Here is a 23422-nt window from a genome sequence, read left to right as displayed (position 1 = left end):
AACCGACTTTTTGCTCATTTAAACATTCACGCTTACTCCTATTCAAAGTCTTTGACTTCGAATAACGCGGAGATTTGTAAACCCCATCGGGGGTTAAAGCTTTGAAGAAAAAGCTAAGCCTTAATTCAGTGCCGTAGGTACTGCTCTTAAGTTGCATACCTACGGCATGCTAAATTCCTATGATTTGTTTGCTACAAAGCTTTTACTCCTACGGAGTACTCATACTTGACATTAAAAATGTCTATCTGACAAATAAATTTTATTTTAAATGTAAACTTAACATTTGTTTTTTTACTTTTGGCTCAACAAGAGCATTTAACCCCATGCCTACAGGCGCGTCAGCACCCCAAAACCTGAATTAATTAAACGTGATGAACAACGAAAACTTTGATCTGAAAGAACATCCGCATAGTCGTTTGAATATTTTGACCGGCGACTGGATATTGGTATCGCCACACCGCACCAAGCGCCCCTGGCAGGGCAAGGTAGAAGCAACGCAGGCTGATCAGCGGCCACCATATGACCCTATATGTTATTTATGCCCCGGAAACAAAAGAGCTGATGGAAGCGAGAATCCGGAATACAAAGCCAGTTATGTTTTTACCAATGATTATTCGTCGTTATTATTAAACACCCCGGATGGTGGATTGAATGATGAGGAACTTTTGGTAGCTAACAGCCAGCGCGGCATTTGCCGGGTGATTAGTTTTTCACCCCGCCATGATCTCACATTGCCCGAGATGGAAACTGCCGACATCAGGAAGGTAGTGGATGTTTGGCAAACCGAATATCAGGATCTGGCTACTTACCCCTGGATAAAACACATCCAGATATTTGAGAATAAAGGCGATATTATGGGCTGCAGCAATCCGCATCCGCACGGGCAGATTTGGGCACAAAACAGTATCCCGGTTGAGGTGGCTAAGGAAACCCAACAACAAAAAGCCTATTTTGAGCAAAAGGGTAGGAGCCTATTAGGAGATTACCTGCAGCTGGAACTCAAAAAGCAGGAACGCATTATTTTTGAGAACGAACATTTCGCGGTGCTGGTTCCTTTTTGGGCGGTTTGGCCTTATGAAGCTATGATTATGAGTAAAAGACATATCACTAGTCTGCTTTATTTTACTGACGACGAAAAAACTGCCCTTGCTGATGCTATTAAACGTTTGACGGTACGATATGACAATATGTTCGAAACCTCATTTCCGTATTCGGCAGGTATGCATCAATCGCCGGTAAATATGGGCGATCATCCTTATTGGCACTGGCATATGCACTTTTATCCGCCCTTGTTAAGATCAGCCACAGTTAAAAAATTTATGGTAGGGTATGAGATGCTGGCCAACCCGCAAAGAGATATTACTGCCGAATTTGCGGCCGAAAAATTGAGGAATTTAAGCGAAGTGCATTATAAAACTAAGGGATAAGCAAAAAATACTAATTTAGGGCAACCAAACTAAACGGTATCAACCAACTATTTACGAAAACTATGAGACATTTATCAAAAAACCTCTTATTAATCATGTTACCGGCATGTGTATCTTTAGCAGCCTGTAATCAATCATCTGACAAGAAAAAAACAAATATGACGGATAGCACCCAAACATCAGCTTCTGCCTTCGAGAAAACAATCGATGGAAAACAAACTCATTTGTACACTCTTAAAAATAAAAACGGTATCACTGCTACTTTTACCAACTATGGCGGTCGTATAGTGAGCCTGTTGGTTCCGGATAAAAATGGTAAGCTTACCGATGTGGTGCTGGGCTTTGAAAGTGTAGAGGGTTTTGAAAAATCAACCGAGCCGTATTATGGTGCAACTATTGGCAGGTATGGTAACCGTATTGCCAAAGGCAAGTTTAAAATTGATGGTAAAGAATACCAGTCGTCTATCAATAACACGCCCAATACCCTGCATGGAGGCAAAAATGGCTATCAGAGCGTAGTATGGGATGGCAAACAAATTGATTCATCTACCGTAGAATTTACCTATCTGTCAAAAGATATGGAAGAGGGCTTCCCTGGTAATCTGAACGTAAAGGTTACTTATAGTTTAACTGATAATAACGAATTTAAAGCGGTTTACGAGGCCACAACCGATAAAAATACAGTGGTTAACCTAACCAATCACGCCTTTTTTAACCTGAATGGCGAAGGCAGTGGTACTATACTTGACCATTTAGTACAGATTGATGCTGATAATTATGTTCCGGTAGATTCAACACTGATCCCTTTAGGTAAAATAGAAAGCGTAAAAGGTACGCCGTTTGATTTTACCAAACCAGAAACTATTGGCAAACGCATCAATGATAACAACGTGCAGCTAAAAGATGGCAAAGGATACGATCATAATTTTGTACTAAACAAGCATGATATCAAAACACCGATAGCTACGGTAGTTGGTGATAAAAGCGGTATAAAAATGGAAGTATTTACCGAAGAACCCGGGTTGCAATTTTACAGCGGTAACTTTATGCAGGCCAAAAATGTGATGAAACGTGGTATCAAGGATGAGTTCCGTACTTCATTCGCGATGGAAACACAGCATTATCCTGATTCACCAAACCAGCCACAGTTTCCATCAACAGAGCTTAAACCTGGACAGACTTATAAAACACAATCGTTATATAAATTTTCGGTAGTTAAATAAGTCGGGAAGATATATCGATAACACAAACGGGTTCTGTTAATTGACAGAACCCGTTTGTGTTAATAAGAATAATAAAATGTTTGTCATTCTGAGCGATAGCTAAGAACAATTTCTTGAGCGAAGTGAAAAATCTCTTCTACGGGTGCATAGTTCACAAATAGATCCTTCGCTATCGCTCAGGATGACAAGTTAAGAGAATATGCTATCTCAGTGCCCATGCAACTGCTCATAATCCTCCAGAGTATCTATATCAATAGCTCCAAGAGGAAATGCGATCTGCGTTACGTCATTTGGGAAAGTTTTGATCAGTTTTTTTGCGCCTTCCTTACCTTGCAGCATTAATAATTGGGGGAAATAGGACGCCTCAAACAATACCGGCACACCTAATGTGTCCCGGTAGGCGCAGGCAATAATGCCAAAATCGGTTTCGGCCTTTTTCTCGGTGAGTTGATATATCAGCAGGGGATCAACAAAGGGCTGGTCGCACAGCATTAATATGGCACCGGTTATTAAAGGTTGTATGTTCAGTAATTCAGTAATTCCTAGCCGTATAGATGATGCCATGCCTTCCTGCCAAAGGGTGTTATAAGCAATATGCACCAGCTGATCGGATATCCCCGGACGTATTATCCCCTCATTAGCCCCCAATACCACCACCACATTTTCATGACATACGGAGGTAAGTGCGGTTTGAATGGCACGCTGCAATAATGTTTGCCCCTGGTAAACCAGGTTTTGCTTGGGCGTACCCAAACGACTCGATGAGCCCGCTGCTAATATGATTAATCCGGTCATAAGAGTTATTGCATGGTTTGCGTAATAATTTGCTCTGAATGGCGGTTATGGATCGTGTTTTTATATCGTAAGGAAGTGCCGGTTCTGTTTTTTAATACCGCCTGCATTTCGGCAATAATGGATAAAGCAATCTCGTCGGCATTCTCAGATCCGATATCCAAACCAGCCGGTCCGTAAATGCTGGTTAAATGTTCATCGGTTATTTCCATACCCTCATTTTTGAGTTCATCCAACATACGGTATAATCGTTTTTTAGGTCCTAATGCTCCAACATAGGGTAACTGCAAAGGCAGTAGTTGTTTTAATACGGCCAAATCGTAATTATAGTTATGCGTCATCAGGATAATGACGGTGCGTTCATCAATAGTTATTTGCGACAGGGCATTTTCTGGTTTGGCTGTAATGATCTTTTTGGCCAGCGGGAATCTCTCAGGTATGGCATAATTGGAGCGCCCATCCACCATGTAAATATGCCAACCCAGTACCGAAGCCAGCTGTACCAAAGGTATGGCATCATTTCCTGCCCCAAATATAACGAGCGATACGGTGGGTTGCAGCAACTCAATAAAACAGGTGAATTTATCGCCATAGACATAGGTTTTAGTAACAGAGTTGCCATTGATCAGTACATCGTTGGCATCGGCCAATAATATATCTTTTATCGTGTCATCCGGGAAGATACCTTTGATGTTCCCTTCCTGCGTTAATAGCAAACAGGTGCCGGGTTGCAGAGCCTGCTTATCATTCATGGTGAAAATGGTGATGAGCACCACTGGTTCGCGCCGGCTTAAAAATAGTTTAAAAAGCTGTATTGGGTTGTCTTGCTTGGTTGCAGATATCGGTTCGATCAGAATATGAATAATACCATTGCAACCCAGGCCAACACCAAATTTAGCATCGTCATCGTCGGTTGTGTCATAGGTTACCAGCATGGGTTTGTTTTGGGCCATTACTAGTCGGGCTTTGCGCAGGGCATCGCCTTCCAGGCAACCACCGCTGATGGCGCCTATAAGCTGTCCATCTTCGGTAATCAACATTCGGGCACCTGCGCGGCGGTATGATGAGCCTTCTACATGCACCACCGTAGCCAGGGCAGTTTGCTTGCCTGTTTGATGAGCCCGGTCAAAAGCCTGTACGATGTCCTGTAGTTCTTTCACAATTGGTTTAAAATTATTTCTTCTTGATGGGTTTCCAATTAGCAGGCTCCCAGATATCTAAACGCGTAATGTTCTCAATGCTGCCGCTATTCATTCCCATGTGTCCAGTCATTTCACTGTTATAAGTGCCTTCCATAATTACGTAATGGTCGCTATATTGTTTCAGGTTGCTAACCTCCGGATGTTTCGGTCCAATACTAACCCAAATTGAATTTTTACTTATAGCATGGTCATAATCATCTTTGTGGAGATATAATCCATTACCTTCAAATTCAAGGTGTAAGTAGCCTATCACCCTGATCTTTTTTCCATTATATTTATCTGGGTTGGCTATTAAATTGACTAATGAAACATCGGGCTCCTGATTTAATACAACATGATCGCCTATAATTATATTGTTGTTTAATTTGTGATTAAAGGAATAAATAGTAAGCAATAACAAACAAGTAGCAATTTTCATAACTCAGGTAATATAGGTAACGTAAATATAAATCAAAATATTAATAACGGTGTTGTATCTGATATCTACAATGTATCACCTCAAAAAGTACATTTAAAAAACATAACGACCATTTGGAATATTTACTTTTACAATATGTGGCCTTCGGGGCTGCTTTTACATATGAATGGTTCATTGCTAATAGATAACCACGGCCGGAAAATCAATTACCTGCGTCTTGCCGTAACAGATAAATGCAATTTACGTTGCTTTTACTGCATGCCTGAGGATGGTTTGCACTGGCTTTCGCGTACAGAATTGATGAGCTATGAAGAAATGCTCCGTAGCTGCAGCCTGCTGGTAAAAATGGGTATCGAAAAGATCCGGATTACAGGGGGCGAACCTTTTGTACGCAAGGATATTATGCAGTTGCTCACGGCCATATCAGAGTTGGATGGTCTGAAAGAACTGAGCCTCACTACCAATGGTGTACTCACCGCGCCGCATGTTCCTGAATTGAAAAGGATAGGGGTGCGTTCGGTAAACCTGAGCCTGGATACGCTGGATGCCAACCGTTTTTTTACCATTACCCGCCGTGATGAATTTGCCCAGGTGATGGCAACGCTGGAAGCTTTGCTAAAACACGGCATCGAAGTGAAAATAAACGCGGTTGTGATGGACGGAAAAAATACCCAGGATATTCTCCCCCTGGTGCAAATGACCAAAGAACTGCCGGTAAGTGTGCGTTTTATAGAAGAAATGCCTTTTAATGGCGATGGTCATGTTTACACCGGTTTGCAATGGGATTATATCCGCATATTGGAGGAGATCAAAAGCCACTATCCGCAGATACAGAAATTACCGGATCCATCATATTCAACGGCTTATAACTATCAAATACCAGGTCACCAGGGTACGGTAGGTATTATAGCGGCTTATTCGCGTACATTTTGTGGTACCTGCAATCGCATCAGGATAACGCCACAGGGTGAACTGAAAACCTGTTTGTATGATGATGGCGGGCTGAATATGAAGGCCATGATGCGGACTGGTGCCAATGATGATGAATTGCAGACCGTATTGCTAAATGCCGTTAATCATCGGGCTAAAGATGGCTGGGAGGCGGAGCGTACCCGGGTAGTACATCCGGGAATACACGAATCTATGGCGACTATTGGAGGATAAAAAGTATCAAGTAGCTAGTATCAAGTATCAAGATTTTGAATGTTTTATAAAATAAATGCAGCTGTCATGATACTTGATACTAGCTACTTGATACCAAAAACTAATATATGACCACTGTTGAAGAAGCCGAAAAACTGATACTGGCGCAATTAAGAGATTATGGTACTGAAAGCCTGCCGTTTGAGCAGACTGTTGGTCGCGTATTGGCCGAAGCTATTAAAGCTGATCGTGATTTGCCTCCCTTTAACCGGGTAACAATGGATGGTATAGCCGTTAATTACCAGTCTATCGTAAGCGGCATCCTTAGTTTTAACATCAAAGCCACCCAGGCAGCTGGTGATGAGCCCGTTGCTATTAGCCATCCTGAGGAGTGTATCGAGATCATGACTGGCGCGGTGTTGCCGGTTTCGGTAGATACGGTGATCCGCTATGAAGATGTGGAAATAACCAGTGGCCTGGCTTTGGTAAAAGTGCAGGACATCAAAAAGGGACAAAACCTGCACCTGCAAGGAGTGGATAAGAAGGAAGGAGATGTATTAGCGTCGATTGGACAAATGGTCACACCTGCCATTATTGGTTTGGCTGCGTCTGTGGGTAAAACGCACCTACTGGTTAAAAAGCTACCCCGGGTGGTGATCATATCATCGGGCGATGAGTTGGTTGAGGTTGACCAGACACCCGCTCCATACCAGATCCGGAAATCAAACGGCTATACCATAAAAGCGGTACTACAGAAACAGGGGCTGCAATCAGATATGATCCATATTCCTGACGACCCAGAAATTACCCGACAACAAATACAACATTGCCTGCAAAATTATGATGTATTGCTACTTAGTGGTGGTATATCTATGGGGAAGTTTGATTACATCCCTCAGGCACTTGAAGATTCAGCAGTGAAAAAGATATTTCATAAAGTAGCCCAGCGCCCGGGTAAACCTTTTTGGTTTGGTGTACACGCGAACGGAAATCTTGTTTTTGCTTTCCCAGGTAACCCTGTGGCTACTTTTATGTGCCTGTACAAATACTTTTTAAACTGGTTAAGGGCTACTTTGGGTACGACAGAACAATCGCCGGTATACGCCGTTTTAGCTAAGGATTTTCAGTTTCAGCCGCCTTTACAATACTTTTTACAGGTAAAACTGCAAAGCAACCCGCATGGGCAACTGATGGCCTGGCCAATTGAAGGAAATGGTTCGGGCGATTTTGCTAACTTAGCAGATACCGATGCCTTTTTAGAATTACCCCTGGAGAGGACGGATTTTAAAGCAGGAGAGGTGTTCAGGGTGGTAAAATTCTGAACACGATTTCATGATTTTTCAGGATTATCATGATTGAACATAAGTGAAAAAATCCTGTTAATCTTAAGTGTCCTTAAATCGTGTACAAATGTTAAGCCATTTAGATAAACAAGGCAACCCCAGCATGGTTGATGTAAGCGAAAAACAGGTTACCAACCGCACCGCCACGGCGCGCAGTGTAGTTGTTTTACCTGAAGAGGTATTGCAATATTTGAGCAATGGCGAGGTGGTGAGTAAGAAAGGTCCGGTTTTTCAAACGGCTATTATAGCTGGTATCATGGCAGCCAAAAAGACCGGCGACCTGATACCGCTTTGCCATCCGCTGGGGATGGATAATTGTAACATCGTTATACAGGTTAATGAACAGCGGGAGGTTGTGATAGATTGTACCGCCAGCATCACCGCTAAAACTGGTATCGAGATGGAGGCCCTGGTTGGTGCATCTATAGCGGCGCTTACCATTTATGACATGTGCAAGGCCATGAGCCATGATATTATAATTAAAGAAACCAAACTGATAGCAAAAACAGGAGGTAAACGTGACTTTAAACGAGCATAAAAAACACGCGAAACTAGCCCGGCCAGCTTCGGGTAACTTCGGGCGTAACGAATGGTCCATTGTAGGTAGTCCATGTACCGTGATCAAATTGTTAGCCCATGATGTGATCGGGGCGCTATCTACCGTATACAAATGCGCTTATGCCGATACATCGCACAATGATGATATTACCCTGGTGCCGGGTAGGCTTACCAATGGAGCTATGCTTGATTATACCGATCAGATCAATTATCAGCAATTCAATTTTCAAAATCCAATTTGGCCTTATCAGCTTAAACAGCAATTTGCCAATGCCGATCTGGTACTGGTAAACGGCAATCACCAGTTGGCCAAAGCACAGGTGGTGATCATCGATATCAACAAAAAGGTCTCCTTACAAAGACGGCTGGAGCAGTTAACCAATGTACAGTTGTTTTTACTGGCCGATAATACTGATGAGATCTTTGATTTTATACAGGAAGCCATTCCGCACTGGCAGGATATACCCGTTTACCGCTTATCAGACAGGGATCGGATCATCGGTTTTTTTGAAACCAGCCTGAAGCTGTCGCGCCCGGTTTTAAACGGATTGGTATTGGCCGGCGGTAAAAGCGAGCGAATGGGTTTTGATAAGGGCAATGTGAACTGGCATGGCAAACCGCAACGGTTCCACATGGCCGATATGCTTAAATCTTTCTGTAATGAGGTTTTTATTTCCCAAAGGCCCGGACAGCATAATAATGAAACAGATGTTCAATATCCTATTTTGGAGGATACCTTTACGGGTCTTGGTCCTTTTGGGGCTATCCTGTCGGCCTTTCGTGAAAAGCCTGATAATGCCTGGCTGATAATAGCGTGCGACTTACCATTGATGGATGAGGCGACGTTGCGTAACCTTGCTGCCTGGCGCGATAGTTCGGCAGTAGCAACAGCTTACCACAGCCCGGTGACCGATTTCCCGGAACCATTGATAGCCATATGGGAACCCAAAAGCTATCCCATCTTATTGTCGTTTTTGGCGCAGGGATATTCGTGCCCGCGCAAGGTGCTTATCAATAGCGAGATCAACCTGCTTAATGCCCCCGACCCAGAAGCATTAACCAATGTGAATACGCCAGATGAACTGGAAAAAGTACAAAGGGTTATCCACCAAAAAACAGCTACAAACTAATGAAACCCGATATTTTAAGATATAGTTGCCAAATGGCCCTGCCCGGTTTTAACGAGCAGGCGCAAATACGATTACAGCAGGCCAGGGTATTGATAGTGGGTGCCGGCGGTCTGGGTTGCCCCGCAGCCCAGTATTTAACTTCAAGCGGGGTTGGTACCCTGGGTATTGCAGATTATGACGTGGTATCAGCCAGTAACTTACACAGGCAAATATTGTACTCACCTGCAGATATAGGCCAAAGCAAAGTGGCTATTGCCATTAAACGCCTGCGAGAGCAAAATCCTGATACCAAACTGGTACCTCATGTCGAAAAGATCACCTCCGATAATGTGCTGGGCATTATACAGCATTATGATATTGTAATAGATGGTACAGATAACTTTGAGACTCGTTATTTGCTGAATGATGCCTGTGTGATGACCGGTAAGCCACTGGTTTATGGAGCCATTTACCAGTTTGAAGGACAGGTAGCAGTTTGGAACATAGTGTATGACGAAAATACACGATCGCCCAATTATCGCGACCTTTTCCCGAAGGTTGATCCTACACAGATACCGAATTGCACCGAAGGAGGCGTAATACCTACATTGGCTGGCATTATTGGCTGTATGCAGGCTAACGAGGTGATCAAATACATCACCAAAACCGGCGATCTGCTGGTTGGCAAAATATTGATATTTGACGCGCAAAATATGCAAAGCCGGATCATCAAAATCGGCACCACTTCAAAAACGCCTGTAAGGAGCCTGGCTGCAACGATAACTATTCCCCTGATATCGGCACTGGAATTAAAAGAACATATGGACGATGATTCTATCGACCTGGTAGATGTACGTACCGAACGGGAGCGAGATGCCTTTGACATTGGTGGCATCCATATCCCCATTGAGGAGCTGGAAGGCTACCTGGCCTACTTTACCGACCCTAAAACCAAAGTGCTTTACTGTGCCACCGGTAACCGGAGCGAAGAAGCCGTAAAGCTCATCTTGAAACGCATTCCCGATGCTAATGTTTTTTCGTTAGAGGGTGGGTTGAGGGCTTATTTGGAGAAGTAGTTTATGATTTCGGAATTTGGATGTTCGATTTCGGATTTTGCTTTTTGTCTGAACCATGATTCAAAGGATTATTGAATAGTCATGATTCTAGTCAGACAAAAAATCCATTAATCCTTTCATTAAGTAAATCGTGGTTCAGAATAAATCCCAAATCGAACATCCAAATTCCCAAATCTTATGGATGTTCCGCTACCCAAACCTCACCATCTTCAAAAGCTTCTTTTTTCCAGATGGGTACCGTTTGTTTCAGGGTATCGATGATGTAGCGGCAGGCCGCAAAAGCGGCGTCACGGTGGGCTGCCGACACCGCAATGATCACTGGCACTTCGCCGACCTGTAAAGTGCCTGTACGGTGATGGATCAGCACCTTTTGTACCGACCATTTTTCAAAGGCTTGTTGTGCTATCTTCTCCATTTCGTTGATGGCCATGGGCTCATAGGCTTCAAAATCAAGTTTCAACACAGCTTTGCCTTTGGTTGCGTTACGCACGGTACCAATAAACACATCAATGCCCCCCGACTCAGGCGACATGATCCAATCAATGCAGGATTGAATGTTTAGTGGTTCGGCAGAAAGCACGATTTGTGTATTATTCATTGGGTAGCATTTTTATAAAATATTTTGGCGATTCTGTATAGCCCTGTCGTTCATAAAAGCGATGGGCGTCCACCCTGCGTAAATGACAATGAACTTCTATCCGGTCGCATTTTCTTTCAGTAGCCAATTTGGTGAAATGTTCTTCGAGCGCATTGCCGATGCCTTTGCTCCGTATATTTTCATCAACAGCAAAACAGCTTATCCGCGCATAATCGCCACGGGTGGTTAACTGCGGGATAAAATCAAAAGCGATAAACCCCGCCACCCCGCCATCAAACTCGTAAACCAGCACGGTTGATAAGGGCTGGTTAAGCATTATCTCCAGGCTTCGGGATAAATAAGCTTCCGTCCCCGGATAACCCAATTGTTCCAATAATTTAGATATTGCCGGATGATCGGCCAGGGTAGCTTTCCTGATAGACATGTTTTTTATTTGATTAAAGATTTTTGGATCAAGGAGCAAAGAGTATGGACTTTTTGTCCGCTTATAGCTTATTTTTTGTCCCCAAATCCAATAGTCCCCAAGTCCAATAGCCCCCCAAATTACCCTCCGCTTACCGGTGGTATAATAGCAATTTCGTCACGTTCATGTATGGTATCACCTGGTAGGGCATACTCGTTGTTTACAGCCACCATGTAGGATGCCAGTTGTTTCAATCGCGGATATTGCTGTTCAAGCAGGTATTTTAAATTGTATATAGTGGCATCGTTTGTCAATTCAAGGCTAACCTGCGAATTTCCAAATATCTCCTTTGCCACACCAAATGCCAGCACATTAATCTTCATACTCAAAATTAGGGCAAAATAGTTAAGAAAGGAAATATGGAGCAAGGATTAGGGGAATAAAGATTTTTGGATTGAGGAGCAAGGATTTTTTGGAACAAGGAGTAAGGATTTGGGGAGCAAGGACTGAACGAAATGTAAATATGAGTTGATAAGAAATCCTTGTTCTTTGCTCCTTTTATCCTTAATCAAAGAGATCCTTGCTCCAAAAGTAAATTGTATATTTGATGTATGGGTGCCAATTCCACACATAGTATTCGGATCATCAAGGTTAATGCTGCTGAAGTAGCTTCTGCTATCGATGTGCTCGCTATTGAAGAGCCCCTGGAAATCAGGCTGGAGCATGGTCCTGACGGGCAAAGACAGGTGCAGAATATCTCTGTTACCATGCGTACCCCCGGTCATGATGCCGAGCTGGCAAACGGTTTTTTATTTACAGAGAGTATCATCAAAAATTCGGAGGATATTGCTAAAACGGAGCATTGTTTTATTGCCTGCGCCGAAGATAAGGAGAATGTGATACAGGTAAGCCTGGCACCCGACATTGTACCCCACTTACAAAATGCCGAGCGTAATTTTTATACTACTTCCAGTTGTGGGGTTTGCGGAAAAGGATCGATTAATGCCATCCGCACGGTAAGCAGCTTTGTTGTTGAGCCCGAGGATAGCGATACTATACAATCCTCTGTTTTATACCAATTGCCCGTAATACTTCGCAAACACCAGCGGATATTTGAAGATACCGGCGGACTGCATGCTTCGGCCTTGTTTACTACAATGGGCGAGTTATTGCTGCTGCGCGAAGATGTGGGCCGGCATAATGCACTTGATAAACTTATCGGTGCCGCATTAAACTATAACTGGTTACCGCTGCGGCAAACCATATTATTGTTAAGCGGCAGGGCAAGTTTTGAACTGATACAAAAAGCAGCCATGGCAGGCATCAACATCATTGCATCGGTTGGCGCACCATCAAGCCTGGCCGTGCAACTGGCCCAGGAATTTAACATCACCCTTATTGGTTTTTTACGCGATGAGCGTTTTAATGTATATACCGCGGCACACCGCGTACAAATACCCCGTTATGAAACCATCATGAGTGCAGCTCACAAACCGGAATGAGTAAACCGGCGAAGGTTAGCTTCATTACCTTTAAAAAACAACTTATTAACGAATAATTACACCAATGAAAATACGTATTAAAGGCAATTCATTAAGATATAGGCTTACCCGCACCGATACTTCACTCCTGGCAGAGGAGGGGCATCTGCGTGAGTCGGTTGATTTTGGCAGCAAACAGCTGTTTTATGTTTTGCAGGTAGTAGATGCTGAACAGCTATCTGCAACTTTTAAGGATGATGCCATCACCGTATACGTGCCTAAAACACTGATACAGGAATTTGCCGATACCGACAAAGTGGGTTTTGAAGGAACGCACGGCAATCTGCACTTGTTGGTTGAAAAAGATTTTACCTGTTTGGATAACGTGGTCGAAGACCAGAGCGATAATTACCCCAATCCTTTAGCGGCTAAAAAGATATGAGCAAGAAAGAGCAGGAACAACCGGCAGCAGAAAATCCTGAGAAACTGCTGCATCTGAAAATAACCGAACAAAAACATTGGGCGGCAGGTATCCCTGCGGTAAAAGTCGCCATGGTTGATATTATACAGGAGGCCGGTTTTGTACGCGGCATGGAAGGCTTATTTAAAATGAACAAGAAGGACGGTTTCGACTGTTCTGGTTGTGCATGGCCCGACCCGGATGATGATCGCTCGCCGATTGCTGAATATTGCGAGAATGGCGCCAAGGCCCTTGCCGAGGAAGCTACCACTAAAAAACTGACTGCTGATTTTTTTGTCCGGAACTCTGTGTTTGATCTGGCCAAACTCAATGATTATGAGATAGGTAAAAAGGGGCGTATAGCCGAGCCCGTTTACCTGCCCAAAGGCGCTACGCATTATCAACCCATTAGTTGGGACGATGCCTTTAAAAAAATAGGCGACAAACTGAATAGCCTGCCATCACCCAATGAGGCCGCCTTTTATACCTCTGGTCGTACCAGTAACGAGGCCTCATTTACCTACCAGCTGTTTGTACGCGAGTACGGCACCAATAACCTGCCCGACTGCTCCAACATGTGTCACGAATCAAGCGGAGTGGCCCTAACCGAAACCATCGGCATAGGCAAAGGAACCGTTACCCTGGATGATTTTTACGATACCGATGTGATCATCATTATGGGGCAAAACCCGGGCACCAATCACCCGAGAATGCTCAGTGCATTACAAAAAGGCAAAAGGAGGGGCGCAAAAATCATCGCCATAAATCCTTTGCACGAGGCCGGGCTCATGGGTTTTAAAAATCCGCAAACGGTTAAGGGTATCCTGGGGATTGATTCGCACCTGGCCGATCTTTACCTTCAGGTAAAAATAAACGGTGATATGGCCCTGTTAAAGGCTCTTGAAAAGCTATTGTATCAAGCCGAACTGGAAAACCCGGGCAAAGTATTTGATCATGAGTTTATCCAAAACAGCACCGATGGTTATGAGGCTTTTTTGACGAGTTTAAAACGGTATGATCTGGATGAGCTGGCACATGAAGCTGGTGTACCTTTAGCCCAGATTAAAGAGGCTGCTGAAATGCTGAAAGATAAAAGCCGCATTATAGTATGCTGGGCCATGGGTATAACCCAGCATAAAAATGGTGTTGATACCATTAAGGAGATTGTTAACCTCACCGCGATAAAAGGAGCTATTGGTAAACCCGGTGCCGGTTTATGCCCGGTGCGGGGGCACAGCAACGTACAGGGCAACCGTACCATGCTGATATATGATAAACCTTCGCCTAAACAGTTGGATAAACTGAAAGAGGTGTTTGGCTTTGAGCCACCGCGCGAGCATGGTTACGATGTGGTGGAATCGATACAGGCCATGCACGAGGGTAAGCTGAAAGTGTTTTTTGCGATGGGTGGTAATTTTCTTTCGGCTACGCCGGATACTGTTTATACTGCCGAGGCTATGCGTAAGCTCGAAATGTCGGTACATGTATCAACCAAACTCAACCGCAGTCACCTGGTGCATGGCGAAGAGGCTTTGATATTGCCAACACTCGCGCGTAGTGATAAAGATGAGATCAATGGCGAAGCACAATTCATCACCTGCGAAAATTCGATGGGTGTAGTACAAATGTCAAAAGGGATGCTGAAGCCTATCTCAGACGATCTGATGAATGAGAATCAGATCGTTTGCAACCTGGCCAAAGCTACTTTTGGTGATCGTTCTGTTGTTAACTGGGATAGATACGCCATGAGCTACGATGCTGTGCGCGATGATATCGCCAAGGTGATACCCGGTTTTGAAGATTACAATCAGCGGGTACGTATCCCGGCCGGATTTTATCTCCCCAATGCCCCGCGCACCGGTAAGTTTGAAAATAAACTCAATGGTACTAAAATAGGTTTTGCTATCACCGAATTACCTAAACATGATATAGCCGCTGATGAATACCGCATGGGTACCATCCGCAGTCACGACCAGTTTAATACTACTTTATACGGCCTGGACGATCGTTATCGCGGTATTCATAACGAACGCCGGGTGATATTCATGAATGAGCAGGATATGCGTAAAGCCGGCTTTAAATCGCGCGAGAAGGTTGATCTGTTTAATTACTATGGTGGTGTTGAACGTGTAGCCCGCCTGTTTGTGGTTGTGCCTTATAATATCCCCGAAGGAAATACGGCTACGTATTACCCCGAAGCCAACGTGCTGATACCCATAGACAGCGTAGCCGAGAAAAGCAATACGCCCACGTCAAAATTGGTGTTCATTAAGATTAAAAAGCACGAAGGAGTATAAACAGGATAACCACAATTTGTCATTTCGAACGAGGTACGAGGAGAAATCTTTTACGTGAGGGCACTGCTCGTATAAGATTTCTCTCTCCGTTCGAAATGACAAGTGTTGGTTATTATTTACCGAAATAATATGATTTTAATTATATTGCTCTCCATCTAAAACTTAAAGCAATATAAAATGAAAACAGATCTGTACACCAAAATTGTATTAACCATTATCGCGGTAGCCTTAACCGTTAACCTGCTGAAAGGAAGCGCGACCACGGCACAAGCCGACGGCAAACACTACGTAAGCGTACCCCTTAATCCCGATGGCAGCCTGAACGTCACCATCAAAAACACCCAGGATGTAATGAAGGTAAGCATCAGCGATATTGATCCTTACGCTTTCAGGAATGTAACACCTTTGGAGGTTAAAGTCAGAAACTAAGCGAAATCAACACCTACGGTAACGCTTTGCGCGACACATAAATCACAGCAGGGGTATTGCTCGCGTTGAAGGTAAACGCATCTTTTTCCTGATTGTAAACACCACCGGAAGCGGCTACATACAGGCGATCGTTACTGTCCATATACAAATTCTCGATCCGGACCTTAAACGGGAGGCCGATACTTTTGCCATCCCTTAATATGGTTGTTGGCCCATGTGTATAAGCATTGCTATTAGCGGAAACGGGCTTGGTATTATATTTTAGCTCGTAGGTTACTTTATTTTGTGCTGATTGAACAATTCCAATGGGTTTGCTGATCTTCTGTGCCCGTTGGTAATCTAAGTAACGGTTCCAGCTTTTGCCCATATCAAGGGTATAGAATTGTGCTATCGAAGCTTTAAGGGTACCTTCCAATTCCAGCCCGCCGGTAGCTAATAGCGCCAGTACGGTATCCTTGTTGGCATATAAGCCTTGTATTGGGCCGTTAAAGTTTTTTGATTCCTGCCAGGTTTTTCCCTGATCCGTGGTAAAATAGGCTTTGGCTTTGGTAGTAACCAGTAGGGAGCCATCAATATTACCGGCAACAGCGTAGGCTGCGTCGCCATTGGGTATTTCCAATTTGATCCAGTTAGGGTCTTCAGAAGTTGTTACTATAGACGATTTATTATCCTTTTTGCAGGAGGTAATAATAAAAGGAATAGTGATGATGATAAGGAGTAATTTTTTCATATGCAGGGTTTGTTAAATAATAATACCATACTAAACGTATTAATATGGTATTATTGATATGACCTGCAATTTATAATTTGGTTTAATAATATAAAATTTAATCTGCCAGCTTTAATCGCCACGATGCACGGATACGGCCGCCACGACGCATATTTTCCAATTGCTCCTGGGTGGCGTTTGCCAGAAGGTATTTTAGCGAGCCGGAGTTTTGGTGCTCTGCTTCAGCTTCTTTGTCGATGATAAAACCTTCGGCTTTAAAAAACGCTTCGGCTTCTTCAAAACTATTGAACTTGTTTTCCTCAATACGGTGCTCCCGGAAAAACTCCTGCAGTTTATCGTTCATTTGAAGGTCCGGAAAACGATTTTGGGATTTAATGTAAATATCGGCCGTGATCCAGTAACCGCCCCGCTGTCGGAGCACCTTGCGGATGTTGCTGCACAATTTTCTTTTCTCATCCATATCCAGGTAAACCAACAAGCCTTCGTTTACAATCACTACTTCGCCTTTGGGGAAATGATTGGTTATGGATGTAAAGGCAGCTTCGTCAAGCGCGTTGAGGGCTAAAGTTTCCAGTTCGCCTTTAGGTTTCTCGTGCTGCAATAGGTCATCCAGCAAACTCAGCTTGATGGTAATTACCTCCGGCAGATCGGTATCGATATAATAAACCTCCCTGTTGATTACCGAGCTTAATCCGCGGAACGAAAAACCGGAAGATATTTCCAAAATATTCTGAATCGGCAAGCCGGATAGCAATTGGTTAATACTTTTGTAACGCGATTCAAAGTGTAATAGCCGCCCCCAGAAAGCAAGCTCTTTAATACTAAAATCCGGCTGGTAATGATCAGGTCGACTGATCAGCTTGGCTGCCTCCAGCGCAAAGGGAATATCCGTAAAGCCTTTCAGCAGTAATAACGATCGTGCCGAAGGACTAATACTGCTATAATCCCGCTCATTTGAAAATGTTTCTTCTTGGTTCATAATTAAATAGCCTGTTGAATAATGATACAAACGGTTGTTTCGTCGAGCACGGCAAATTCTTTTAAACCCCAGGGTTGGTTTTTGATCACTTTTAAGTTGGGATGCAATATTTCCGGATGTTTGGAGGTGACTTCCGCGTAAAACCCTTCAATATCATCGGTATCTATCCTCATTTCCGGGCGGTCATTCACATAAAAATCATCTTCGCTGGCTACTAAATAAATAGTAACGCCATCGCGGGCCATAATGTAAAATCCGTCCTCAGAGTATTTGGTTTCAAAACCAAGCGCGGCAAAAAGTCTAACGCCTATCTGAACATCTTTATAAATGATCTTGGGGATTATTTTTAATAAACTCATTTGATTATCGTATTAGTGATTAAACAAATCTGCGGAGTTTTAGTGGGGGATCATTTAACAAAAGATAAATAATACACAGGTCACTTGATTTTGTTGCGGATACGGCTCAGGGATACCTGCGTAATGCCCAAATAAGAGGCAATGTGCTGCAAGGGCACCCGCCTGATCACCTCCGGTTTTTGCCGCAACAGGTTTTCGTAGCGTTGGGTTGGGCTGTCTTTTAGGTACGAGAAAAAATGTTGCATAAATTCGGCTTGTTTATCGCCAGCTTGTTCAATAATAAACTGGTAGAGTACAGGATCTTTGCGCACCTTTTCCATATCTCTGGCATCCAGCCAACGAATGGTGGAAGGTTCCAGCGTTTCGATACTGAAGGGGCTTGGCGTATGTCTGCGCATGCTTTGTGGTGATGAAACTACATCACCCTCAAAAAAGAATTGAAAGCTGATCTCTTTACCATCATGATAAAACCAGGTGCGGATACTGCCTTTTTCAATTAAAAAGGCTTTACGACTAATATCGCCCTCCTTTAAAAGCAGGTACTTGGCTGGTACCTCTGTATACTTCCAAAGATGCCGGTACTTTTTCCATGCTGATATAATGGCGGGTTGCGCTATGAGAGGTTCTTCTGGTTTCATGAGCAAAGTTATGTAACACAGGTTGGGGTATCCTGGTTTTAATCTGTATCCTTTCTAAATATCGGTATATCAAAACAAAAGCGTAGTGCCATACCTTTTCAAAATAAAAATATTATGTCATTTGATCAATATCACGAACCGGCCAACGAATTATCCGCCGAGACCAGGACCTTTGCACGGATGATCGTATCCTTAACCGAAGAGGCTGAAGCCATCAACTGGTACGAGCAACGTATCTCTGTTGAAACCGACAAGGCAGCCAAAGCCATTATGCAAAATGCCCAGCAGGAAGAGTTTAAACACTTTGGTATGGATCTGGAGTTTCTGCTGCGTAAAAAGCCGGTTTGGCGTAAAACCTTACAGGCTATTTTGTTCCAAAAAGGCGATATTGTAAAGTTGGGTTCTAAAGGCGAGGAAGCGGCGGAGTAATTGCTAACCCAATAAAATTAACAAGCCATTCAGCGATAATATCGGAATGGCTTGTTATATATAAGATATAAATTTAATTATTTACTCGCGCTGTTGTTCAAAAACGGAGCTACATTAGCCACCTGAGTGGTTTGTAGTGTGGAGCTTCTGAATGCTTTAAAACGGGTTGAACCGCCAAAAACAAACAGGTAATTATTATACACTGCCGATGCGGTAGCCCTGCGCTGCTCCATGTTTGATTTGAGCTTTACAAACTGATTAGCTTTGGTATCGTAGTAACCAATAAAGTCCTCATCATCATAACCACCAACTACAAATACTTTGTCGCCACAGGCAGATACGCTGTTGGCTGCTAAAAATTCAGGGAGTTTGCCCATTTTTTTCCAGGTATTGCTTTTTATATCATACGCGTTGATGCTATATGATTGACGCTTAGTAAAAGCATCAAAGCCGCCAAAGGTATATATCACGCCATCAACCACGGCACCGGCAGCCTGCAGGCTCTCCGGCATATCGGCCAGTTGCGTGAATTTCGCTGTTTGTGGATCGAACTGGTACAGAGAATTTAAGGTGCGTTTTCCATCCCTGGTACCACCGAAAATGTATATTTTGTTGTTCCATTCTACTGCGCTACCGTATGTGCTGGCCATAGGATTTAAAATATGAAGGTTTTCTACCTTGCCGGTTTTAACATCTACCGTTTGCACACCCTGAAATATCTGACTTGCACCACGTGAGCCACCTAAACCACCAATTCCACCCATTACATAAATTTTACCGGTAGCAGGTACATAAGCCGCAGCAGTTTGTATCCTGTTTCCTCCCATATTTGCCAAAACCGACCATTTGTTAACCTGCGGATCATATTTTAATACTTCGGATGAAAAACCGCCAAAACCTTTATAGCCCGATATGGTATAAATATAGGTGCCATCGGTAACGCTGGTGGTCCACGTGAGGGGATAGGGTAAATTGGCCGCGCTTTTAAAAGTAATAGCAGCAGGCTGTTTGGTTTGGGCCTGGCTTTTATTCATGTTTAACCCGGCGATTACGATAAAAGCGCAAAGGAGATTCAGGATTTTCATTGGGCAATAAGTTTAAGTGAATTTACTAGTTAAGACTGATATGATTATAAATAGTTTAATAGTGTCGTAATATTTACAATTGGGTAACAATCAGTTTAATGGGTCTTATTTTTGTGGCTTAAACCGAGCTTGAGCAACAAATAAATAATGCTTATGTTAGCCTAATGCACCCCGCGTTACAAAAACAAATCGAAGGAAAAATCGTCCTCACTGCCGAACAGGAACAACTGGTAAGTAGCTGTTATAAACCCCGGTTGACCAAACGCGGAGAGATACTGCTCGAAAAAGGGAGCGTTGCCCGGTATTTATTTTTTGTAGTAAAAGGCTGTCTACGCGTTTTTTTAACTAAAGAGGATGGCAGCGAGTGGACACGTTTTTTGATATTTGAGGATCATTTTGGCACAGCCTTTCCTAGTTTTGTACAGCAAAAGCCATCGGTAGCGGCTATACAAAGTATGGAAGCTTCGGAGCTGTTCATGATTAGTCGCCAGGATTCGCAAATGCTGCTGAGGGAAATCCCCGGCTGGGAAACAATGATCCGCCTGGGATTGGAGCAGGATTACATAGCCTCCATTGAGCGTATTGAAAGCCTGATAACCCTCGATGCTAAAGAACGGTATAACATCCTGATGAAAACACAACCCGGATTGATACAAAGATTACCCAGCAAAATTATTGCCGATTACCTGGGCATATCGCAGGAAACATTGAGCCGCCTCAAATCAAAAAAATGATTTATTGACTATTGTCAATATTTTTCATGGGGCTATTAGCTTGCTTTGTATCTAAATCTGATAACCATATGCACCGCTCCATTTATATTACGCTCATCATTGCCCTGTTTCACCATACCATTTGTGCGCAAACGCACATTGGCGAACGCACCTTTCATTTTAAGGACGAAAAACGTAACCGCCCCTTAACCACCGAAATTTGGTACCCCACAACCGATACCTTAAAACAAAGCGACAAAGCTTTTTCGCCGTTTACGCGTGCTCAAACCGTACGCGATGGGAAATTCCCGACAGATAAATTACCGCTCATCCTGATCTCGCATGGCACTGGAGGCAGCCGCCTTTCGTTGGAATGGCTGGCTGATGCCTTGGTACAAAAGGGTTTTATCGTGGCTGCCGTTGATCATTGGGGCAATACTTATGACCATAAGATTCCCCTCGAATTTTTAAAACCCTGGGAACGCCCTCTGGATATGAGCTTTGTGATTAGTAGTTTGTTAAGCGAACCAGATATCAAGGATGTTATCAATCCCGATAAAATTGGTATGGCCGGGTTTTCATTCGGGGGCTATACAGCTATAGCGCTGGCTGGCGGACGTTTTGATTTTATGTCATTACTGAACTATTATAAAACTACCGGCAGGCAACAACTTAACTTACCCGAATTCCCTAATCTGGCCAAATATCTTGATGACAGCACCTTGCTGGCCGGTGCAAAAAATCCCCCGAAGTTGTACGACAAACGGATCAAGGCTTTCTTCTCTATTTCACCGGCATTAGGTCCGGGTTTTGTTTCTGATAAAAATATTTCTACACCCGTTTATATTGTTGGTTCACAAAGCGACAGTATTGCCCCGGTAAAAACCAACGCCCTGCGCTACCATCAGCTTATCAAAGGTTCGCAATGCTATATAAACCCAGGCAAAACAGGTCATTATGTGATGCTGCAAGAAGCTATTGATGATGTAAAAAAAGAAGCGCCAACTTATTTTACTGATGACGTAAGCGTGAACAGGCATCTGGTGCATTTAAAGGTTGATAGTTTGGCAGTGGGGTTTTTTGTAAAGAATTTAAATCCCCAGTTTCACTGAAGTATTTAAAAGATATGTCATTGCGAGATTCTGTGTTGATATGCAATTAATTGAGGGGATTTATTTTATCTTTGAGTCTTAGGCGGCTTTATGTCAGCCTGTTTAGGGCGGCCCTTTTTTAAAGCGGCTGCTCTAATTATTTAATGCCGGTTCATTCTGTTGTCCTAATTTGCAAATAATCCGCTTGATAAGGGGTTTTGGTTTTATAAATGGTATAAGCCATCTCCAGCAATTTTCGCTGCACGGCTACACATGCCTTCATTTTAATGCCGTTTCTGGAAACTATTCTCACAAAGACAGCCTTATACCTCTCTGAATGCCTTATGGCAGCCATAGCTGGCATATACATCGCCTTTCTCAGATATCGGTTTCCTCTTTTAGATATTTTGGACTTACCTTTGACCGATGTGCCCGATTCCTTCTCTTTAACATCCAGGCCGGCATAACTGGTTAGCTGTTTTTTACTACTTATTAATTCAAAGCCATTGGTTTCAGCTATCACTACAGCAGCGGTTAGCGGGCCTATTCCGGGTATAGATGTGATCAGTTCTACCGTGCGCTTTATTTCTACATCATCATCAATTATGGCTTTTGTTTCTGCCATTATTTCTTTGAGCTGGGTATTGATTACCTTGGTGCGGAATTTCATCCGCTCAATGGCGGTCTCGCTTGGATCAGCCTCTGTTTGCTCTGCATGCAGCTGATTCTTTAGCATAGTCCTTTCAACCGTTAACTGATCCCGCTCACGGGTTAGTTGCCTTAGGTTTCTGAATACTTTCTTTGGCTGAACCCAATCATCAAGCTTTTTTTCTAATCCAAATAAGGCAATGGCTTCTGCCATAGATTTATCCGTTATTGTTTTAGTTTCCAGAGTTTTGAAGAAGTTGGTGATCTTGTTAGGCATAACAATGCTTACACGATAGGCTTTGGCTACTAAGAAATAAGCTAGTGATTCATGATAGACTCCTGTAGCTTCCATAACATACCGTAACGGAAAGGCTTCTACTGTTTGTTTTGCTACCCATTGTACTAAAGCAGTGAATCCCTTTTGGTTATTGGAGAAAGTCTTAAACGCATAAATGAGGCTTAGGGCATCTTCGTCCATCTTTCCTAAGGATACGACAAGCTCTTTTTGAGCTACATCAATACCGACCACTTGTTTTAATAATCTTTTTACCATAAAATAGTTGTGACTGTTCACTTCGTAAGTGAAAACCTTCCTTCGTTTTTCCTCCTGCTGGCTATCCTGGATATACCGCTATGCAGTATTCCTTACATTCTGTTCAAACTCAAGAAAGTGTAAAGAATGAGGCAATATCTCGCAAACAATATGCCTATAGCTATTTAGGAGTAACGTGCTCTCATTCTTTTTCACTCATAAATCATACAAGTATAATTATTGACAAACATAGGAGGAG

At 43.2% G+C, this 23422-nt stretch carries 26 protein-coding genes; 14 read left to right on the top strand and 12 right to left on the bottom strand.

The features are described from left to right. The first annotated feature begins 371 nt into the window (after window positions 1–371). Together BW976_RS11285 and BW976_RS11280 are read left to right on the top strand one after the other, a co-directional pair. A complete protein-coding gene (locus BW976_RS11285; RefSeq protein ID WP_076373405.1) occupies window positions 372–1427 on the top strand; it encodes a UDP-glucose--hexose-1-phosphate uridylyltransferase in 1056 nt (351 codons plus the stop codon). 62 nt (window positions 1428–1489) lie between these two features. Beyond that, on the top strand, window positions 1490–2650 hold the full coding sequence (locus BW976_RS11280) for an aldose epimerase family protein (protein WP_076373404.1): 1161 nt from the start codon (window positions 1490–1492) through the stop codon (window positions 2648–2650). Window positions 2651–2857: 207 nt separating this feature from the next. On the opposite strand, the gene BW976_RS11275 is transcribed toward BW976_RS11280, so the two are convergent. Genes BW976_RS11275 through BW976_RS11265 form a run of 3 tightly spaced genes read right to left on the bottom strand, consistent with a single transcriptional unit; the run spans window position 2858 to window position 5062 of the window. After that, window positions 2858–3445, bottom strand: a complete 588-nt coding sequence (locus BW976_RS11275; protein ID WP_076373403.1) for a nucleotidyltransferase family protein — start codon at window positions 3443–3445, stop codon at window positions 2858–2860. 5 nt (window positions 3446–3450) lie between these two features. Then, window positions 3451–4602 (bottom strand): XdhC family protein, encoded by a 1152-nt coding sequence (locus tag BW976_RS11270; RefSeq protein WP_076373402.1) that lies wholly within the window; start codon window positions 4600–4602, stop codon window positions 3451–3453. 13 nt (window positions 4603–4615) lie between these two features. Then, the gene (locus BW976_RS11265; protein ID WP_076373401.1) at window positions 4616–5062 is read right to left on the bottom strand and encodes a hypothetical protein; all 447 of its coding nucleotides are present in this window, start codon (window positions 5060–5062) and stop codon (window positions 4616–4618) included. A 135-nt stretch (window positions 5063–5197) separates the two neighbouring features. On the opposite strand from BW976_RS11265, the gene moaA reads away from it, so the two are divergent. The 5 genes from moaA (at window position 5198) to BW976_RS11240 (ending at window position 10291) form a co-directional block, all read left to right on the top strand. Then, entirely contained in the window at window positions 5198–6226 is a 1029-nt protein-coding gene (gene moaA / locus BW976_RS11260; RefSeq protein ID WP_394333016.1) for a GTP 3',8-cyclase MoaA, read from the top strand. Window positions 6227–6333: 107 nt separating this feature from the next. After that, window positions 6334–7527: a molybdopterin molybdotransferase MoeA gene (locus BW976_RS11255; RefSeq protein WP_076373400.1), complete on the top strand. Its 1194-nt coding sequence runs from the start codon at window positions 6334–6336 to the stop codon at window positions 7525–7527. A gap of 88 nt (window positions 7528–7615) precedes the next feature. Further along, window positions 7616–8086 carry a cyclic pyranopterin monophosphate synthase MoaC gene (gene moaC / locus BW976_RS11250; RefSeq protein WP_076373399.1) on the top strand — a complete coding sequence of 157 codons (471 nt, stop codon included), beginning with the start codon at window positions 7616–7618 and terminating at the stop codon, window positions 8084–8086. Continuing rightward, a complete protein-coding gene (locus BW976_RS28875) occupies window positions 8067–9236 on the top strand; it encodes an NTP transferase domain-containing protein (RefSeq protein ID WP_175614091.1) in 1170 nt (389 codons plus the stop codon). The genes moaC and BW976_RS28875 overlap by 20 nt, the downstream gene beginning before the upstream one ends. Further along, on the top strand, window positions 9236–10291 hold the full coding sequence (locus BW976_RS11240; protein WP_076373398.1) for a HesA/MoeB/ThiF family protein: 1056 nt from the start codon (window positions 9236–9238) through the stop codon (window positions 10289–10291). The genes BW976_RS28875 and BW976_RS11240 overlap by 1 nt, the downstream gene beginning before the upstream one ends. Before the next feature lie 175 nt (window positions 10292–10466). Here the strand turns inward: BW976_RS11240 and BW976_RS11235 are convergent, their stop codons facing one another. The 3 genes from BW976_RS11235 to BW976_RS11225 form a co-directional block, all read right to left on the bottom strand. Then, window positions 10467–10889 carry a molybdenum cofactor biosynthesis protein MoaE gene (locus BW976_RS11235; RefSeq protein WP_076373397.1) on the bottom strand — a complete coding sequence of 141 codons (423 nt, stop codon included), beginning with the start codon at window positions 10887–10889 and terminating at the stop codon, window positions 10467–10469. Next, window positions 10882–11313: a GNAT family N-acetyltransferase gene (locus BW976_RS11230; protein ID WP_076373396.1), complete on the bottom strand. Its 432-nt coding sequence runs from the start codon at window positions 11311–11313 to the stop codon at window positions 10882–10884. The genes BW976_RS11235 and BW976_RS11230 overlap by 8 nt, the downstream gene beginning before the upstream one ends. A gap of 119 nt (window positions 11314–11432) precedes the next feature. Then, window positions 11433–11675: a MoaD/ThiS family protein gene (locus BW976_RS11225; protein ID WP_076373395.1), complete on the bottom strand. Its 243-nt coding sequence runs from the start codon at window positions 11673–11675 to the stop codon at window positions 11433–11435. 228 nt (window positions 11676–11903) lie between these two features. Between BW976_RS11225 and fdhD the strand changes: the two genes are divergently transcribed. The 4 genes from fdhD to BW976_RS11205 all read left to right on the top strand — a co-directional run bounded on the left by fdhD (window position 11904) and on the right by BW976_RS11205 (window position 15959). After that, the gene (gene fdhD, locus BW976_RS11220; RefSeq protein ID WP_076373394.1) at window positions 11904–12794 is read left to right on the top strand and encodes a formate dehydrogenase accessory sulfurtransferase FdhD; all 891 of its coding nucleotides are present in this window, start codon (window positions 11904–11906) and stop codon (window positions 12792–12794) included. Between the two features lie 64 nt (window positions 12795–12858). Further along, complete coding sequence (locus tag BW976_RS11215) at window positions 12859–13215, top strand: DUF7009 family protein (protein ID WP_076373393.1); 357 nt, start codon at window positions 12859–12861, stop codon at window positions 13213–13215. After that, a complete protein-coding gene (locus BW976_RS11210) occupies window positions 13212–15530 on the top strand; it encodes an FdhF/YdeP family oxidoreductase (protein ID WP_076373392.1) in 2319 nt (772 codons plus the stop codon). The genes BW976_RS11215 and BW976_RS11210 overlap by 4 nt, the downstream gene beginning before the upstream one ends. 177 nt (window positions 15531–15707) lie before the next feature. Then, entirely contained in the window at window positions 15708–15959 is a 252-nt protein-coding gene (locus BW976_RS11205) for a hypothetical protein (protein ID WP_076373391.1), read from the top strand. 13 nt (window positions 15960–15972) lie between these two features. On the opposite strand, the gene BW976_RS11200 is transcribed toward BW976_RS11205, so the two are convergent. The 4 genes from BW976_RS11200 to BW976_RS11185 form a co-directional block, all read right to left on the bottom strand. Further along, window positions 15973–16689: a beta propeller repeat protein gene (locus BW976_RS11200; protein WP_076373390.1), complete on the bottom strand. Its 717-nt coding sequence runs from the start codon at window positions 16687–16689 to the stop codon at window positions 15973–15975. 97 nt (window positions 16690–16786) lie between these two features. Then, on the bottom strand, window positions 16787–17668 hold the full coding sequence (locus BW976_RS11195; RefSeq protein ID WP_076373389.1) for a hypothetical protein: 882 nt from the start codon (window positions 17666–17668) through the stop codon (window positions 16787–16789). A gap of 2 nt (window positions 17669–17670) precedes the next feature. Beyond that, the gene (locus BW976_RS11190) at window positions 17671–18027 is read right to left on the bottom strand and encodes a VOC family protein (protein WP_076373388.1); all 357 of its coding nucleotides are present in this window, start codon (window positions 18025–18027) and stop codon (window positions 17671–17673) included. An 80-nt stretch (window positions 18028–18107) separates the two neighbouring features. After that, window positions 18108–18665 (bottom strand): Crp/Fnr family transcriptional regulator, encoded by a 558-nt coding sequence (locus BW976_RS11185; RefSeq protein WP_076373387.1) that lies wholly within the window; start codon window positions 18663–18665, stop codon window positions 18108–18110. A 114-nt stretch (window positions 18666–18779) separates the two neighbouring features. Between BW976_RS11185 and BW976_RS11180 the strand changes: the two genes are divergently transcribed. Then, window positions 18780–19094, top strand: coding sequence for a ferritin family protein (locus tag BW976_RS11180; RefSeq protein WP_076373386.1), 315 nt, complete (start codon window positions 18780–18782; stop codon window positions 19092–19094). Between the two features lie 77 nt (window positions 19095–19171). Here BW976_RS11180 and BW976_RS11175 read toward each other — a convergent pair whose 3' ends face one another. Beyond that, window positions 19172–20179, bottom strand: a complete 1008-nt coding sequence (locus tag BW976_RS11175; RefSeq protein ID WP_076373385.1) for a Kelch repeat-containing protein — start codon at window positions 20177–20179, stop codon at window positions 19172–19174. Window positions 20180–20343: 164 nt separating this feature from the next. Here BW976_RS11175 and BW976_RS11170 point away from each other — a divergent pair, with 164 nt between their 5' ends. Both BW976_RS11170 and BW976_RS11165 read left to right on the top strand, forming a co-directional pair. After that, complete coding sequence (locus BW976_RS11170; protein WP_076373384.1) at window positions 20344–20913, top strand: Crp/Fnr family transcriptional regulator; 570 nt, start codon at window positions 20344–20346, stop codon at window positions 20911–20913. A gap of 68 nt (window positions 20914–20981) precedes the next feature. Next, the gene (locus tag BW976_RS11165) at window positions 20982–22004 is read left to right on the top strand and encodes an alpha/beta hydrolase family protein (RefSeq protein ID WP_076373704.1); all 1023 of its coding nucleotides are present in this window, start codon (window positions 20982–20984) and stop codon (window positions 22002–22004) included. Between the two features lie 151 nt (window positions 22005–22155). Here the strand turns inward: BW976_RS11165 and BW976_RS11160 are convergent, their stop codons facing one another. Next, window positions 22156–23184, bottom strand: a complete 1029-nt coding sequence (locus BW976_RS11160; protein WP_076373383.1) for an IS110 family RNA-guided transposase — start codon at window positions 23182–23184, stop codon at window positions 22156–22158. Window positions 23185–23422 lie beyond the last annotated feature (238 nt).

Origin of the sequence: Mucilaginibacter lappiensis (assembly GCF_900155965.1) — a bacterium.
Taxonomy (GTDB): domain Bacteria; phylum Bacteroidota; class Bacteroidia; order Sphingobacteriales; family Sphingobacteriaceae; genus Mucilaginibacter; species Mucilaginibacter lappiensis.
Note: the sequence above shows the minus strand (reverse complement) of the source record. Positions and strands in the feature narration are given on the sequence as shown.

Bases quoted from the DNA above. Each gene is read 5' to 3' on its own strand.
- BW976_RS11185 (WP_076373387.1), bottom strand. From the start codon at position 18,665: ATGAAACCAGAAGAACCTCTCATAGCGCAACCCGCCATTATATCAGCA.
- fdhD (WP_076373394.1), top strand. From the start codon at position 11,904: ATGGGTGCCAATTCCACACATAGTATTCGGATCATCAAGGTTAATGCT.
- BW976_RS11265 (WP_076373401.1), bottom strand. From the start codon at position 5,062: ATGAAAATTGCTACTTGTTTGTTATTGCTTACTATTTATTCCTTTAAT.
- BW976_RS11255 (WP_076373400.1), top strand. From the start codon at position 6,334: ATGACCACTGTTGAAGAAGCCGAAAAACTGATACTGGCGCAATTAAGA.
- BW976_RS11225 (WP_076373395.1), bottom strand. From the start codon at position 11,675: ATGAAGATTAATGTGCTGGCATTTGGTGTGGCAAAGGAGATATTTGGA.
- BW976_RS11165 (WP_076373704.1), top strand. From the start codon at position 20,982: ATGCACCGCTCCATTTATATTACGCTCATCATTGCCCTGTTTCACCAT.
- BW976_RS11210 (WP_076373392.1), top strand. From the start codon at position 13,212: ATGAGCAAGAAAGAGCAGGAACAACCGGCAGCAGAAAATCCTGAGAAA.
- BW976_RS11280 (WP_076373404.1), top strand. From the start codon at position 1,490: ATGAGACATTTATCAAAAAACCTCTTATTAATCATGTTACCGGCATGT.
- moaC (WP_076373399.1), top strand. From the start codon at position 7,616: ATGTTAAGCCATTTAGATAAACAAGGCAACCCCAGCATGGTTGATGTA.
- BW976_RS11235 (WP_076373397.1), bottom strand. From the start codon at position 10,889: ATGAATAATACACAAATCGTGCTTTCTGCCGAACCACTAAACATTCAA.
- BW976_RS11215 (WP_076373393.1), top strand. From the start codon at position 12,859: ATGAAAATACGTATTAAAGGCAATTCATTAAGATATAGGCTTACCCGC.
- BW976_RS11230 (WP_076373396.1), bottom strand. From the start codon at position 11,313: ATGTCTATCAGGAAAGCTACCCTGGCCGATCATCCGGCAATATCTAAA.
- BW976_RS11205 (WP_076373391.1), top strand. From the start codon at position 15,708: ATGAAAACAGATCTGTACACCAAAATTGTATTAACCATTATCGCGGTA.
- BW976_RS11175 (WP_076373385.1), bottom strand. From the start codon at position 20,179: ATGAAAATCCTGAATCTCCTTTGCGCTTTTATCGTAATCGCCGGGTTA.
- BW976_RS11195 (WP_076373389.1), bottom strand. From the start codon at position 17,668: ATGAACCAAGAAGAAACATTTTCAAATGAGCGGGATTATAGCAGTATT.
- BW976_RS11275 (WP_076373403.1), bottom strand. From the start codon at position 3,445: ATGACCGGATTAATCATATTAGCAGCGGGCTCATCGAGTCGTTTGGGT.
- BW976_RS11200 (WP_076373390.1), bottom strand. From the start codon at position 16,689: ATGAAAAAATTACTCCTTATCATCATCACTATTCCTTTTATTATTACC.
- BW976_RS11285 (WP_076373405.1), top strand. From the start codon at position 372: ATGAACAACGAAAACTTTGATCTGAAAGAACATCCGCATAGTCGTTTG.
- BW976_RS11160 (WP_076373383.1), bottom strand. From the start codon at position 23,184: ATGGTAAAAAGATTATTAAAACAAGTGGTCGGTATTGATGTAGCTCAA.
- BW976_RS11170 (WP_076373384.1), top strand. From the start codon at position 20,344: ATGCACCCCGCGTTACAAAAACAAATCGAAGGAAAAATCGTCCTCACT.
- moaA (WP_394333016.1), top strand. From the start codon at position 5,198: ATGTGGCCTTCGGGGCTGCTTTTACATATGAATGGTTCATTGCTAATA.
- BW976_RS11190 (WP_076373388.1), bottom strand. From the start codon at position 18,027: ATGAGTTTATTAAAAATAATCCCCAAGATCATTTATAAAGATGTTCAG.
- BW976_RS11240 (WP_076373398.1), top strand. From the start codon at position 9,236: ATGAAACCCGATATTTTAAGATATAGTTGCCAAATGGCCCTGCCCGGT.
- BW976_RS11180 (WP_076373386.1), top strand. From the start codon at position 18,780: ATGTCATTTGATCAATATCACGAACCGGCCAACGAATTATCCGCCGAG.